Origin of the sequence: Pinibacter aurantiacus (assembly GCF_019130065.1) — a bacterium.
In the GTDB taxonomy this organism is placed as follows: Bacteria; Bacteroidota; Bacteroidia; order Chitinophagales; family Chitinophagaceae; genus Pinibacter; species Pinibacter aurantiacus.
Genome location: NZ_JAHSPG010000018.1, coordinates 597,982 through 613,494, shown reverse-complemented (window position 1 = coordinate 613,494; position 15,513 = coordinate 597,982). Strand labels below are relative to the sequence as shown.

Below are 15,513 nucleotides of genomic sequence, written 5' to 3'. Positions count from 1 at the left end.
TTTTCTACTGACATCAATGCTCTACGGGCAATAAAACCTTCCGCGTAGCGGAACAATATCAATAGCAATCGGCACAACTGCACATTGTTGCCCGTAGGGCATTAACCTGCTGCGGGATATCGATAACTAAGCAACATTGTCTACAGACCTTTAAACTTTGTATTGGTGATGTATATTTTGTAATCTTTTATTCTGCCGTTATCCGCATCTTGTCTTGGCAGGTATTTGAAGCCGCTTATTTTTTGATTGCTACCGAGATCAATCACGAGGTAATGTGGATATTTCGGGGCCTTTCCCTGCCACTCTGTGTGCCAGATCGATGTACTTTGAAGATCGAACACATTGTCGGCTTTACCGTCTTCGCCTGATAATTCTTCACTGTCGGCATAAGCAATCTTCCATTTTGAACGTGGTAATTCTTTACCTTTTTCATCCAGTAAGTACAATTCTGCAATGGATGCATAAGGCCTGCCGTTTTGGGAATTCAATGCTTCAATGCAAAAGAATCTTCCTTCGGCGGTGGAACTGAATTTTATTGTCTGCTGATTAATGCCGTTAGCAAAAGAACCTTCGTAAGTTGTTTGGGCATTGCTGATATCCAGCGTCTGGCCTTCTTTCCGGTGCTTTTTATTTTCCACTTTTTCTGTCAGGCTGTCAAGAATCGGTTTCTCAAGACCCTGCAAACCTTTCTTGCCGCGACCGATGTAATCAAGTAGCACTACCTCGTTTGAACCTTCTTTCAACCATGGGCCCGGCAGGTACATGGTTTGGGTTGGACCAATATTCCAGAACCTTCCGAGGCAATGGCCATTTACCCAAACAAGACCTTTACCCCACTGGCTCACATCTAAATAAGTATCTCCGGGTTTGCTAATGGTAAAGGTGCCTTTATGAAAAGCTGGCATGTCGGTTTTGCCACTAGTGAATTTCAGGTTTGCAGGAATGCTGTTGTTGTTTAGTTCAATTGGAAAAACCTGCCAGTTCTCCACTGATTTGCTTTTGCCATTGGCATCTACAATGTTTACGCCTTGCGTGATACCTTTCCTATCATGTAAGTGGCCGCCATAGTTTACTCTGCCCATGGCTTCAACAAGTATGTCCAGTACATCTCCGTTTTTAATGGAAGCTAGTTTGCATACACTTTCATTTCTTCTTCTGTCAAGCGTTGCCATTTTTTTGCCGTTAATAAAAATATAGGCAAGGTCATGCACTTCTTTTATATTCAGGTCTACATTTTTTGCATCGGCTGTTAGTTTGGTTCTGTATAAAATAGCGCCATAGCCCTGGTCAAATTCTTCCATGTTTTTTATCTGAACAGAATTGATCGATGCAGGAAGATTTGAAAATAAAGGTGCTACTTCTGTGGTTTTAAATGGCGCAATGGTGATCATCGGATTTGCCGCCGGTACTTCGGGTAATGTTTCACCTTCCTGGAGGTATTGCCCGAACAATTTTCTTAGTGCATAGAATTTATCTGTTGTCCAGCCTGCTTCGCTAATTGGTGCGTCATAATCATAGCTTGATGTTTGCGGTAAGAATGGCGGGCAATTCGCGCCTGACCACAAACCGAAGCTGGTGCCTCCATGTGCCATGTAAATGCTGAATGACGCTTTGTGATCCAGCATATATTTAATGTCCTTTACAACGCCGCCAGTTGCGCCCATGTGGTGTTTGGTGCCCCATGAGTCGAACCAGCCGGGATAGAACTCGCCACACATCAATGGGCCTTCGGCGCGGATGTTGCGCAGGTATTTGAAACTCTCTTCGGGGTTGCCACCAAAATTTACTACGCTAAAAATGTCGTCACGCACATCGCTTTTTAATTGGCTAGGGCCGTCGCAGGTAAATAGCGGAATGGTGAAACCCGCTTCTACCAGGTAATCCCTGATCTTTCCGATGTATTCTTTATCGTTTCCATAAGAGCCATATTCATTCTCTACTTGTGTCATGATGATGTTGCCGCCATTGGTAATTTGCAATGGAGCCAGCACACGGCCAACTTCTTTCAAATAAATTTTGCAACGTTCAAGGTAATATGGGTCCTGTGTTCTAAGCTTTATGTCTTTCTTTTTTAGCAGCCACCACGGGAAGCCGCCAAACTCCCACTCTGCACAGGAGTAAGGGCCGGGACGAAGAATAACATATAATCCTGCCTCTTGTGCAAGTTTGCAAAATGCTGCTGCATCTGCCATGTCATTCCAGTTAAATTCGTTTGGTTTTGGCTCGTGTACGTTCCAGAACAGATAAGCGCAAACCGTATTGAGGCCCATTGCTTTTGCCATTTGCAGTCTGTGCTGCCAGTATTCACGTGGCACGCGGGCAAAGTGCATTTCACCGCATCTTATTACAAATGGTTTTCCATTCAACAGAAAACTTTCTTTACCAATAGCAAATGTATTGGTACTCTTTACTTGTGGTGGCTGCGCAATTGCAAGCGTACAGTAGAAACATACCAGCAGCAATAGGTGGATCTTTTTCATCTTACTAGTTAAATCAGTTATTTTATTTTAAATCTTTAGCGATTTTGCGTTAACAGACTTTAAATGTATTAATACGTATTAAGAAAGCCTCGCGCAAACGCTTGCGTTATTTTATTTACTCGTTTTTTGAAATAATAAAAGTCAGGCAGTTAGTGTGCAATATTCCTGAGTCATTTTTCTGCAATGACTTTTATTTCTCCATTTAATACATACTGTTTGCCTGCGACCAGTTTCATTGTTTTTTGTTTGTTATTATAAACAACTGTGCAAATGTCATTTGTTCCTGCTTTTATAACAGCACTTACAAGCGAGCCATTTGCCCATGTAACATTTAGTTTATGCCCTCCATGAATACACACTCCTGTTATTGTACCGGCTGGAAAATTAGCTGCACAAGCCGGTAGGAATTCAATGCGACGGGGCTGCGAGAAAACGATTGATTCAGATAACAACCGCTGCAGGCTAAGCGCTGCATCCAAATTGTAAATATCGTGTGCAGGATTATGGGAAGTGGAAAGCCCTGTATATACGTATTTGCTTTTTGCAAAACGATTAAGATTTGCCAATACTTTTTCCGCGTCATGTAAACGTGCGGCCATCAAGGCAATATGCACGAGGCCATGCGCCGACTCTGTGTTGAACTGAAAGCGTTTTTCAAGTGCTACACGTGAAGCGTCCAGCAGTTTTGTATCAGCACCGGGTTGAAGAAATTCAGTGCCAGGAAATACTGCATACAGGTGCGAATTATGGCGATGCGCATAATTATCGGGATACGATGGAGGCACCCATTCTGCCAATGCGCCATCTGCATTAATTCCGTACGGCACTATGTTATCATGGTACTGCTGCCACTTAGCAATGTCTTCTTTGTCCAGGTGAAACATTTTTGCCAAAGTGATCAAATGGTCAAATACTTCTTTTGCTACTGCAATGTCAATGGTGCAGTCTCTCGCAAGCGTTGTAGTGTTCTCTCCCACATTATTTTCTGGCGATATGCCGGGTGCGATATGATAATAGCCGTCTTTTTCTTTTACAAGATAGTCTTCATAAAACTGCGCCATCTCGATATAAAGTGGCAATACTCTTTTATGAAGGAACGCGGTATCGCCGGTTATCATACCATGCTCATAAAATGGCATTAGGTTCCAGCCCGCTCCGGATGGCCAGTACATCCAAGGATAGTCGGTATCGAAATGATTGAGATAGCCTTTTTCCGGGTCGCTGTAATGCGGCACAAGAAAGCCGCGGCATCCCAAATAATTGCGTGCATTGAGTCTCCATGCAGGAAGCAGTCGCTCCACATATCCAAAATAAGATTCGGCACATTCAGAAAGATCGCCTGTTGAAAAGGCAGAGATGGCGAGATTCACATTGGAGTCGAAAACAAAACCTCCAATCCATGCAGGGTTCCAGCTACCACCCCAGATACCCTGCAATGGCGGAGGATATTTTCCCGAAGAAGATATAAGCAGATACCTGCCCATCGCGTGCATCTGTTCGAGGAAAAGCGGCGTAATGCCTTTAGAGTCTGCTTCTGCAAGCATTTCCTCTGTTGGCGTACTTTTCCATTTAGCCGCGGCACCTAAATCCAACGATACACGATTGAACATAGCGGCATGAGCTTTTGCATGCGGCTGAAACAATGTTTCGTATGATGACGGCAGTAAGGACAATTCATTTTGTACGAATGCTCTTTGTGAAGTGGCTCCGTATTGTAAAGGTGTAACGCGCAGTACAACGAGAATTTCACTGGCCCCTTTTACCAGTAGGTGATTGCCTGAAACGGCAACCGTTCCATTGGTTATAACCCGTGCGAGTCCTTCGTATCCACCAGAGTCTTTTGCGTACTGCGCATGATAGCTGAGCCAGCCTTTTTCATCGGCGTAGCTTTTTACCGTGCGAAATAAACTGTCGGCGTTTGATTCAAGAATTTTGCCGGTTCTACCGGGTGTTTCATCAAGGCTTAGTTCTACTGATAATTTTTGACCTGCAAGTGCGCGAATGCGAAGCACGTTCACGTCATGTATGCGTGAGGAAAAAACAGACTGTTCCACTGCGCCTTTATTATCCTGCCAATAAGTGGTGGCTTCGCCGGTTTCCATATTCAGTTGACGGCGATAATTTTTTATTGTTCCTTCTGTTTGTGTTTGTAAGTTTAAGTCAAAGGCAGGATGTGGTAAGACTGACCAGGCCAATGGTGCACCCATTGCTGTCAATTGGCTACGGGCCTCATCACAAGCGAGTTTTGCGGCTTCGCCGAGATGGTCTTCGTTTGCCAGTTGTCTAACCTGTGGTAAAAGGTTTGCAATATTTGCAACAGCGATTTTATTGCGATCCCATGCTCTTAGGAACAATTCTTCGTGCACACAAATGAGTCGCTCTTTTCCCGGCTCTCCTGTTGGCATCATGCCGTGATGGCCATTGCCCGTCACAAATGCGTCCTGCCAGGCAATGGCAGGTTTTTTTGACCAGGCTATCCATCTTCCTTCTTTTACTGTTCGAAACGATGCATTTTTTTGCAATGCAGGATTTGAACGACCCGATGAATTTTGAGCTACAACTTGTGTTTTATCAATAACAATAAAAAGCAGTAACAGAAAACATACCCTCATGTCTGACTTTGTTTTTGTAATCAATCTGCGTCGCGTAAATGGGAATGAATGCAACGACATTCCCTTGTTACAGTTCCTGTCGTTGCTTTTTTCTAACATTTGCCTTTGCTCTGTCCCAAGATATTAGTAACCGTTGTTCTGCTTGAGATTTTTGTTGATATCAATTTCTTTTTGTGGAATTGGCCACAGATAATTTTTATCTACAAATGCCCTGTTGCCTATATTGATATTTGTGTTTGGAACCAGTGTTACTGCACCGTTAGACGTATTCACCGTGCCGTCCTGGCAACCATATACATCTCCAGTCAACACTGTTGCAGCGGTTTTCCAGCGTTGTATATCGTACCAGCGCAGGCCTTCACCGGCAAGCTCTACTCTTCTTTCTCTGCGCACCAGTGTGCGAAGTGAAGCCTGGTCAGGATACATGGCACTTGTTACAGACGGCATGTGCACTCTGCTTCTCACGGTGTTGATAGCATCATACACTGACTGATCGATTTGGTTTGCCTCAATCTTTGCTTCTGCATACGTCAACAGCACTTCTGCATAGCGTATCACTATAAACGTTTGGCCCGTGTTGCTGAGGTCGCCAGCGCCATAACTTGTGCCATTAAAGTCGTCAAGGTTCTCAATGTACTTTCTAAAGTTGTAACCTGTTGGCGAAGCGTTGTTACCACCACGCACATCTGAAGAATTTGAACTTAGCGGATCGAAATAGTTGCCCATATACATACTGCCCGGTCTGATGATACTTGCCTCCATTCTCGGGTCTCTGTTCTTGTAAGGTTGTGCAGGATCGTATGAAGGGTCGTTCTGAATGGTTTTACCGTTGATGGTTTCATAAGCGTCGATCAGCGATTGCGTTGGCGCCACAGAACTCCAGCCACCTGATGAATTGGGTGCAAGAACGATCAGTACCCATGCGCTGTTGGTGTTCAACAAATATTGCGCATCAAGTATCACTTCCTGGTTGTTGGCATTTTGTGGTCTGAACATTTCTGAATAATTCGGATACAAGCTGTAGGAGAATGGCGATTTCATCAACTGCTGCGTGGTGGCGATACAGTCTGAATATTTTCCATTAAACAACTCTACTCTTGCCTTCAGTGCAAGGGCCGCACCGCGGGTGATTCTGCCAATATCGCTGCTGGTGTAGCTTACAGGTAATGATGGCGCGATTGTATTCAGTTCGGAAAGAACAAAATTAATGATGTCGGCTTTAGGCTTTTGCTTAATACTGTTTGCCTCAGTGGGCGTTATCGCATGTTCCACAAAAGGAACATCACCGTAATTCTGGCCAAGCACAAAATATTTGTAGGCTCTTAGAAATCTTGCCTCTGCCTTCATTCTCTCTTTGATAGTCGCATCTATTTTGGTGGCAGGAACATTGTCAATATTATCCAGGAACCAGTTACATCTTTGAATCGTAGTATAGCTGTATTTATTTACTCCCGGATCACTTGCTGTAGCCAGCCCCGACGCGAATGTTTCATAGCCTTCCCATGGAAACTGATCATAGGCATTGTCAGAAATACAATCATCGTACACAACGTTATCGCCTACTTCCCATGCGCTGTAGCATCCGTTTAATGCTGCGAGCGCATCGTTTTGCGATTTCCATAAAGTTGAGTTGCTATATGCATCTAAAGGAGCCGTATTAAGAATGTCTTTTTTGCAGCTTGAAAAAACAGCAGCGGCAAAAAGAAATATTGTTATTTTTTTCATCAATCAAAATTTTAGAATGTAACATTTAAACCAACTGAATTAACCATCACCTGAGGGTAAGCATTGATACTGGCAGTAGAGCCAATTTCAGGATCTATCCATTTGTAGAATTTTGTGAAGGTTAACACGTTTTGTCCACTATAAAAGATTCTCACATTGCTTAAATGAGCTTTGTTTATCCACGCTTTTGGCAAACTGTAAGACAGCTGTATGTTTTTCAAACGCACATACGAAGCATCTTTCACCCAAAAGGATGACGGGTTAGACGATGGATCGTTTTGTGTGTATTTGTACCATGCTCTTGGAAAGGTTGTTGAGTGATTGTCTGGCGTCCATCTGTCAAGGAACACGCTTGTTGGTTTTTGTACATCGGCACCAATCTGTCCTATCAGGTTACCGCCTGCTGCTTTAACAGCTGCTGCACCCTGGAAAAATAAACTTAACTGGAAGCCTTTGTATTCTGCAGTAGCAGTAAGGCCAAATGTGTATTTAGGAAAATAAGTACCAAGATATACTCTGTCTTTTGCATCGATCACGCCATCATTGTTTTGATCTTTGTATTTCAAATCGCCGGGGCCAACTTTTGAATTGAGCACCGCTGTGCCTTTCACATCATCTTTCGTTTGATAGATGCCCATTGCCTCAAGACCATACAAAGAAGAGAAAGGATAACCTACATTGTAAAATGTACCGCCGCTAATGAATGGCCCCGCTCCTTTCAGATCAGTCACGGTGTTTTTTGTGTATGTCACGTTACCGTTAACTGAGTAGTTTAGTTTTCCAGCATGATCTGCATAACCGAGGTTTACTTCAAAACCTTTGTTCGTCATTGCACCGGCATTTTGATAAGGAGCATCCAGCGCATATGGCGCACCAATTGGCAACACCATCAAAATATTATTGGTGTTTTTGTTGAACAGGTCAAACGAGAATGTAAGTCTGTTCCTCAGGAATGCAGCATCGATACCTGCACCATAAGTTTCTGTTCTCTCCCACTGAATGTCAGTATTGGCGCCTGATGTAGGTGCAATGCCAGACACAAGGCTTTGGTTGAAAGAATACGCCTGGCCCGGTGCAACAGTAGAGATGGTTGGATAGTTTGAAATTTGCTGGTTACCCAGTCTGCCCCATGATGCCCTTAGTTTTAACAGGTTAACCGAACTCCTCAAATTCTCGAAGAATGATTCTTTTGAAATAACCCATCCTGCAGAAAACGACGGGAAGCTACCCCAGCGCTTGCCGGGAGCGAAACGAGATGATCCGTCATATCTAACGTTGGCTTCAAATAAATATTTATCTGCCCAATCATAAGTCAATCTTCCGAAAACTGATTGCAATGCCCAGTCGTTGGCATAACCTTGCGCAACCTGGCCATCTGCCGGTGCTGCGTTGATTTCAGTAATGGAATTGTTCAGGAATCCCTGGCGATAAGCGGAGAAATAATTGTATATGGAATACTCTTGCGATGCACCAGCTAACAATCTGAAATGATGCTGACCGAGAGCTTTTTCATATTCCGCAAGCATTTGCAACAACGTGTAGGTTGTTCTGTCTGTCGCGTTGGTTAAGTTATTAGGCCCCTGGTATTTTGTTGGCGTCAAAGGAGTGCCTGCAGGCCCGCCTTTGTAATATTGAATATCGGCTACAAATTGTTGTTGCTGACCCGTTGCTAGTCTGTACCCAAATGAAGGCTTCAGGTGAAGACCCGTAATTGGCGCATAGTCCAGGCCAATGTTGCCGGTGAAAGTATAGTTCTGCCATTTGTTGACAGAAGGTGATTCGAGCCATGCCATTGGCGAACCATCAGAAACATAGCCGTACGCTCCATTCTCCCATTTGTAAGGAACAGTGTTGGAAACGCGATTGACTTGCCTGATGATTTGTGAAAAGCTTGTTGCGTATGTGCTCACAGGCTCACTGAACGGCGCATACAGATAGGAGACGTTTGAATTAAAGCCAAGTTTTTTGGTTATCTGCGAGTTTAAGTTGAAACGCATGTTGTATTTCTCGTACTGCGTTTTTACAACGTTCCCCTTTTGATCAAAGTAGCCAACAGAAAACATGTATCTCGTTTTCTCATCGCCGCCGGTCACGCTAACGTTGTTGCTGGATTGATAGCCTTTTTGTGAGTAAGCAAGTGCGAGCCAATCGGTGTTAGGATGCGCACCGGTTTTATCGCTTCCATCCTGAAACAGTCTGATGTCGTCGTCCGTCCATTTTTTTGGGGAACCTTCATTCACCAGTGCTTCGTTGTACAACTGCGCCTGTTGGTATGAAGGAAGAAAATCTGGTTTTCTTATAATCGATTGCACACCGAAATAACCATCGTAGCTGATATGCAATGATCCTTTCTTTCCTTTCTTCGTTGTAACAAGGATTACGCCGTTTGAAGCCCTGGCTCCATAGATAGCGGCGGATGATGCATCTTTAAGAACGGTAACACTTTCAATGTCGTTAGGGTTTACTTCTCCCAGCGACGCCACCATGCCATCTACTACTACCATAGGGCTTGATACTGCCGCACCAGAACCACCAAGGCCGGTTCCTATACCTCTTATGTTGATCGTTCCGCCATCTCTTCCCGGCTGACCATTATTGGTTGTTACAGTAACGCCTGAAAGCTTTCCCTGTAGCGCGTTTGTAATGTTTGTAACAGGGCGGTCAGTGAAGTCTTTTGCGGAGGCAACAGAAACAGATCCTGTTAAAGTTGTCTTTTTCTGCGTGCCATAACCAACGATCACCATTTCTTCAAGAGCAGTGTTCGCTGGTTTTAATTTAATGGAAATGATCTGATGTCCTTTCACTGTAATTTCCTGGCGCTGGTACCCAACACAGGTTATAACAAGAGAAGCAGACTCCTGGCCATTTTTCAATTGAAACTTGCCGTTTATATCTGATGTAACACCAAAGGTTGTGCCTTTCACAACAATGCTAGCATTAGCAACAGGCTTGCCTGATTCGTCAACAATGGTTCCTTCTACATCAACAGGTGGAAGAACTATTGGTGCCACTGCAATTGATATTGATGATGCAGGTTTTATAACAATTGTTTTTTCAACAATGGAGTAAGTTATTGGCAGGCCGGCTAAGCACTGCTTTAGTGTTTCGTCTATAGAAGCATTCTTTACATTGATGTTCACTGGCGGTGCCTGCTTCATCAGGTCCTCACGATAAAAAAACTGGTAGCCGGTTTGCTCATGAATTTCTTTAAATACATTGTCCAGCAACATGTTTTTGCCGGATAATGTAATTTTTTGTGCCATTGTGCCGGCACTTGCGTGAAGACATGCAATCACTACCAAAATAATAGTAGCCTTCATAATAAGCAATAGTTTCGTTAGATTTTGCCTGCTCTTACAGGCATTGGTTTTACTGGAAAAATTTTCCATACTTTTGAGATGTTTGGATGAGACAATTACAATACTGACGTGTTGTGCGGTTTAGTTCAAACTTCTGCCGGGGAACGTCGCAACCGTTTCCCGGTTTTTATTTTGAACTATTTTTTGAGGCTTAAGTTTTTCTCATTTTCATATAGCAAGCTTTGGTTTTGGTTAATGTATGAAGTTGTCTATTCTTTCTATTGTGTGGCTTAGGTGCTGCACGCGGACGACAATTGTTGCAACTACTCAACAACAATGGTGTTGTCGTTAATATTGAATGAAATCCCCGAAGCTTTCAATATATTCAGTACTTGTGAAATGTTATTGTTTCTGCCGATAATGCCAGAATATTTTCCTTCAGGTATTTTGCTTTTGTACACTACGGTTACGTTGTACCAGCGTTCCAGTTGCCGCATGATCTTTTTAAAATCGTATGATTTGAATACAAACTGATCATTTTTCCATGCCATTGTTTCTTCAATATCTGCTTCGCTGATCTTTAGCGCACCATCGCTATTTACGGCAGATAGCTGGCCGGGTTTTAGAATGCCTGAACGGTTTCCCTGCGAAACTTTTACTGCCCCCTCCAAAAGTGTCGTGTTAATAGAGCTTTCATCATCGTAGGCCATCACATTGAAATTTGTGCCCAATACCTGCACATCCATATCATTCACTTTCACGTGAAAAGGTTGTTTGGCATTCTGTGCTATTTCAAAGTATGCTTCGCCTGTAAGTGTGACATCCCTTGTGTCGCCTTGAAATGCAGTGGGAAAGCGCAATGTAGAGGCCGCATTGAGCCATACCATGCTTCCATCGGGCAGCATCAGTTTATATTTTCCTCCTTTGGGAGTAGCAAGTGTGTTGTAAGTAATAGTATGAGAGGATGCGTTGTTGAACGCGATTTCATGGTCGTTCTTTTTTTGAAAACCGTACAGGCCTGCATTGCTTTTTTGCAAGCTATCCAGGTCAACTTTCTTCCCATCCTGTAGTGTTAAAAATGCCCTGTCCTTTCCGGGAGGAATATCATTTACTGTTTTTTTCGCAGCAATAATTTCGGGTTGCTGAATGGTTGTACGATGGGTAGTGTAAAAAAAAGCCGTGGTTGCTACGATGCTTCCTACCACTGCTGCTGCGGCTACTTTATGCCACGTTTTCATTCGTTTAACAGGAATAGGGTAAAGTCCTATTTTCTGCAAAACTTCATCAAATTGTTCTTCTTTTTTTTCTTCTGTCCAGGCTTCACTTGTTGGTGCAAAACGGCTCCACATGCTGTCCAGCAAAGATTGAAGCTCTTCGTTGGATTCCTCTTTTTCCAGAATACGCATGAGTTCCATTGTCTCCTGGTTGGAGGCAGTTCCTTTAAAATAAATTTCAAGCAAGTATTGCAATCGTACGTCGGGCATGGCAATTTTTATGTTGATTTTTGAAACAGAAAAAAATCACTGTATTTGGTGTAGGTCGCTTATTTAAGCAACTTCGTACATGCCGGGTTAATGTCCTACGGACAATATTTTCCTTCGTGTTGTATTCTCTATTGACGTCTATGCCCTACGGGCAATGGAACTATTCCCGTAGGGAAACAATATCAATAGAAAGCAGCGCATTGTCAATTTTTGCCCGTAGGGCATTAATATCCTGACGTGTTTAAACTGTATTGTTAATTTATGCATGGCTACGAACGACCCGTTAAGGATAAACTCCTTCAAAATATAATCGTGAAAAAATTCTGTAAAAAGGGTTTCTAAGCGTCCTTTATATTACTAGACAATGGAGTGATAAAAAAGTGGTAATGGCTAGATGACTTTTTTTTAAAAAAGCAAAGAAAACACAACAAGCACTTCAATACCGTGCCTTGCATGATCTTTAATAAAACGCAGCGCAAGTGTGAAATGTTTCTTCACCGTCTCCATCGAAATGTTTAGCTGCTGGGCGATTTCTTCATTCCTGAGGCCGTTTTGGCGCTTTAGTAAGTATATCTTTTTTTGCTGCGGGGGCAATTTTTCTATAGACTTTTCTATAAAGGAGTACATGTCTACTGCATCACTCTGGCCGGCAATTTCCAAATTGTCTGCTCCCACCAGTTCCAGCCAGGCTTGTTGTTGCTGGTATTCGCGTGCAGTTTTTTTGAGATGATTAAACACATGGTTGCGAGCAATAACATACATCCATGATTCGAATTTGGCGATGGAAGCGAGTTCGGAGCGGTTCAGCCAAACCTTTACAAACACATCCTGCACAAGTTCTTCTGTAGTGCTGTGTGATTTTGTAAGTTTCTGTACAAAAGAGGCCAACTTATTATAATGAGCATGAAATATCTGTCGGAATGCAGCTTCATCTCCTGCGGCTATACAAGTTAGCAGCTCTTTTTCGTCAATAAAAAGCTCATTAGACATGCAAATCGTTTTGGCTAAAAAAATAGTGGTGTAACATTATCACAAAATGCCGGAGTCAGTCACACCAAGCTCTTCAAATGTAATTTCGACCGCTAAATGTAGGGGTTTCTACCTAAACAATTTTAGTCAAACGTTTGCGTAAATAAAAAAGCCTGTCCTTAAGTATTGGTGGTATAACTAAAAGCATTGCGTTGCAATATCAATGTCGTTAATAGCAGCCTGTTGTAAAAGGTCGCATTTTTTTTTGTAATAATAAAACACAAAACAACAAATACTATCACTTTATATTTTCGGTCTGCGACTTGTTTAAAAAGAATCTGTTCAAAAGAATTTGTTCAATACATTTTGAGATCTCGCAAAAACGGGTAACCTTCGTTTTGCAAACATTTCGTTTGTTGTTGCTAGTTACCTCCCGCCTCGTACTTACCGGAATCAAAACAATGCTATATGAAGCAAGTTCCGGTAAACAAAAAATTACCTTTCATTTTATTATTGCTCGTTTTGTCTGCTCCCCTACTTTCAAGGGCGCAAGTTGATAGCGTACTTAATTTCTCTGGCAAAGCAATATTATCAATTGATAAAAAATACGATGCGCTTAACGACCGCATGGACAAACAGCTTGCGAAAGCCTTGTCAAGATTTGCGAAGCAGGAAAAAAAGCTGCAAAAAAAACTGGTAGCAAAAGACAGCTCTGCGGTTGCCTTGTTTGCCGGCACTCAAGAGCAATACAATAAGCTGCAGCAGCAATTAAAAAATCCTCTGCAAGGAAAGAGAATAGCCAATTACATTCCCGGATTGGACAGTTTACAAACAGCTTCCAAATTTTTAGAACAAAGTGTAGTATTGAACAGTAACAAGCTTGGTGAAGTAAAACAGTTAAGTGGCGATTTGCAAAAGCTGGAAGGCAACTTGTATTCGGCAGAGCAGATTGAAGCTTTCATCAAACAAAGAAAAGAACTGCTCACTTCGCAGTTGGAAAAGTATGGCATGACCAAAGAGCTGACCAACTTTAAAAAGGAAGTTTACTACTATCGTCAGCAAATAGAAGAATATAAAAATATCTTTCATGATCAAAAAATGCTGGAAGAAAAAGCGCTGGCCACACTTCGTCAACTGCCCTCCTTTCAGTCTTTCATGCAGAAAAATAGCTACCTCGCACAGTTGTTCCCTTCTGCGGGCGCATCAGCTGCAAGCGATCCCATTGCTGCCATTGCGGGACTGCAAACGAGAGCAAGCGTGCAATCTATTCTACAAGAAAGATTAGGCGCAACCGCATTGCCGACACCGAGTGGTGCAGCTGGTGCCGCTGCCAATCCATTGGACCAATCGATGCAAGCAGCACAGCAACAACTCAATACATTAAAAGATAAGGTGAATAAACTCGGTGGTGCCAGTAGCGATATCGAACAACCAGACTTCAAGCCGAAAACACAAAAGACCAAAACTTTCTTACAAAGATTAGAACCTGGCATCATCATTCAAAGTGGAGGAAGCAGTAAATGGCTGCCATCTATAATGGATCTAGGCCTTTCACTCGGATACCGTCTCTCAGATAAGAGTACTTTGGGTATAAAGGCCGCATACAAAGCGGGTTTTGGCCATCCCCTTAAAGATATTCATTTCAGCAGCGAAGGCGTAAACATTGGGGTGTTTTGTGACGCGAAGCTTAAAGGTTCCTTTTGGATTTCCGGAGGTGCAGAGTACAACTACATGCAGTCATTCAAAAGTCTTCGAGAACTGCATTCCAATGTGAACGTATGGCAGCAGAGCGCTTTGCTCGGCATTAGCAAAAAAGTAAAAACGGGTAAGCGTACTAGCAATGTACAGTTGCTATATGACTTTTTGTGGAAGCAGCAAGCGCCGCAATCACAACCATTGAAATTTAGAGCGGGTGTGGGTTTGTAGGAACAAAAAATAAAAATATAAAATATAAAATAGACTTATCATGAAAAAGGTTTTGACCGTGTTGATCTTAATGATTGTTTTTAATGAAGGGTATTCGCAGGCTTGGGGAATTGATAGTTCGAGAACGGAAGTTAGGGATGATGCAGGCCTAAGAGGAGACGCAGGCGCGAAGTCTGGTTTTTTTGAGACGGTTCATCCCGTTAATTATCCAGTCGGTTATCCGACCGGAGGTAACAGTGCCTGGCCGTGGTGGCACCTGTTGGATGTACGACATGGTGATAAGACCAATAACTATGCTATGCAGTTTACGGGTAGTTTTTTTGATCAAAATTTTTACTGCCGAAAAGTTGCGAACAATCCTGCGCAACCCTGGTCAAGAATTCTAACCGAAGATTCTGATGGAGATGTTGGCATAGGAACGGACGATCCTCGTTATCCCTTACACATAAAAAGCAGTGCCGGATTTCTAATGAACCTTGAAAGCAGTTTGAGTTTTTCAGGTTTCTTGATGCGGGCAGCTTCTACTACAAAGCAAATGGGGATGTATTATTGGTCTGATAATTTTCAAAACAATTCTCTGAGGATTGCGCGCTACAATTCTGTAGGTGCATGGGAAGCAAATGCCGTTATTTTTGGTTTGAATGCTCCGAACGGTAGCCTTGTGTTAAGTGATGCCGGCTATTTGGGAATAGGAACCATGTATCCCTCTGAAATGCTTTCTGTAAAGGGCAACGTAAGAGCCAAAAAAGTAATTGTAACACAATTGGGCTGGGCAGATTACGTTTTCGAGCCTTCTTATAGACTTCCATCTTTAGATTCTGTGTCGTCCTATATAAAAACAAACAAACATTTACCAGGGATGGTTTCTGCTGATGTGATAGAGAAACAAGGCTTGGATGTTGGTGAAATTGTAAAACAACAGCAGGAAAAAATTGAAGAGCTAATGCTTTACATCATACAATTGAAAGAAGAGATTAAAGTGGTAAAAGAGTCCGCGAAGTAAATTCTTACATAATTT

At 42.7% G+C, this 15,513-nt stretch carries 8 protein-coding genes; 2 read left to right on the top strand and 6 right to left on the bottom strand.

Going from position 1 to position 15,513, the window contains the following annotated elements; genetic code table 11:
- Nucleotides 1–140 precede the first annotated feature (140 nt).
- The 6 genes from KTO63_RS25880 to KTO63_RS25855 form a co-directional block, all read right to left on the bottom strand.
- Complete coding sequence (locus tag KTO63_RS25880) at nt 141–2,480, bottom strand: beta-galactosidase (protein WP_217795174.1); 2,340 nt, start codon at nt 2,478–2,480, stop codon at nt 141–143.
- Nucleotides 2,481–2,650: 170 nt separating this feature from the next.
- Entirely contained in the window at nt 2,651–5,092 is a 2,442-nt protein-coding gene (locus KTO63_RS25875; RefSeq protein ID WP_217795172.1) for a glycosyl hydrolase family 95 catalytic domain-containing protein, read from the bottom strand.
- A 123-nt stretch (nt 5,093–5,215) separates the two neighbouring features.
- Nucleotides 5,216–6,817 (bottom strand): RagB/SusD family nutrient uptake outer membrane protein, encoded by a 1,602-nt coding sequence (locus tag KTO63_RS25870; protein WP_217795170.1) that lies wholly within the window; start codon nt 6,815–6,817, stop codon nt 5,216–5,218.
- A gap of 11 nt (nt 6,818–6,828) precedes the next feature.
- Complete coding sequence (locus tag KTO63_RS25865; protein WP_217795168.1) at nt 6,829–10,206, bottom strand: TonB-dependent receptor; 3,378 nt, start codon at nt 10,204–10,206, stop codon at nt 6,829–6,831.
- A gap of 233 nt (nt 10,207–10,439) precedes the next feature.
- Entirely contained in the window at nt 10,440–11,600 is a 1,161-nt protein-coding gene (locus KTO63_RS25860; RefSeq protein ID WP_217795165.1) for a FecR family protein, read from the bottom strand.
- Nucleotides 11,601–12,005: 405 nt separating this feature from the next.
- Nucleotides 12,006–12,590 (bottom strand): RNA polymerase sigma factor, encoded by a 585-nt coding sequence (locus KTO63_RS25855; protein ID WP_217795163.1) that lies wholly within the window; start codon nt 12,588–12,590, stop codon nt 12,006–12,008.
- A gap of 447 nt (nt 12,591–13,037) precedes the next feature.
- Between KTO63_RS25855 and KTO63_RS25850 the strand changes: the two genes are divergently transcribed.
- Nucleotides 13,038–14,495 carry a hypothetical protein gene (locus KTO63_RS25850; RefSeq protein WP_217795161.1) on the top strand — a complete coding sequence of 486 codons (1,458 nt, stop codon included), beginning with the start codon at nt 13,038–13,040 and terminating at the stop codon, nt 14,493–14,495.
- A 40-nt stretch (nt 14,496–14,535) separates the two neighbouring features.
- The gene (locus tag KTO63_RS25845; RefSeq protein ID WP_217795159.1) at nt 14,536–15,498 is read left to right on the top strand and encodes a hypothetical protein; all 963 of its coding nucleotides are present in this window, start codon (nt 14,536–14,538) and stop codon (nt 15,496–15,498) included.
- Nucleotides 15,499–15,513 lie beyond the last annotated feature (15 nt).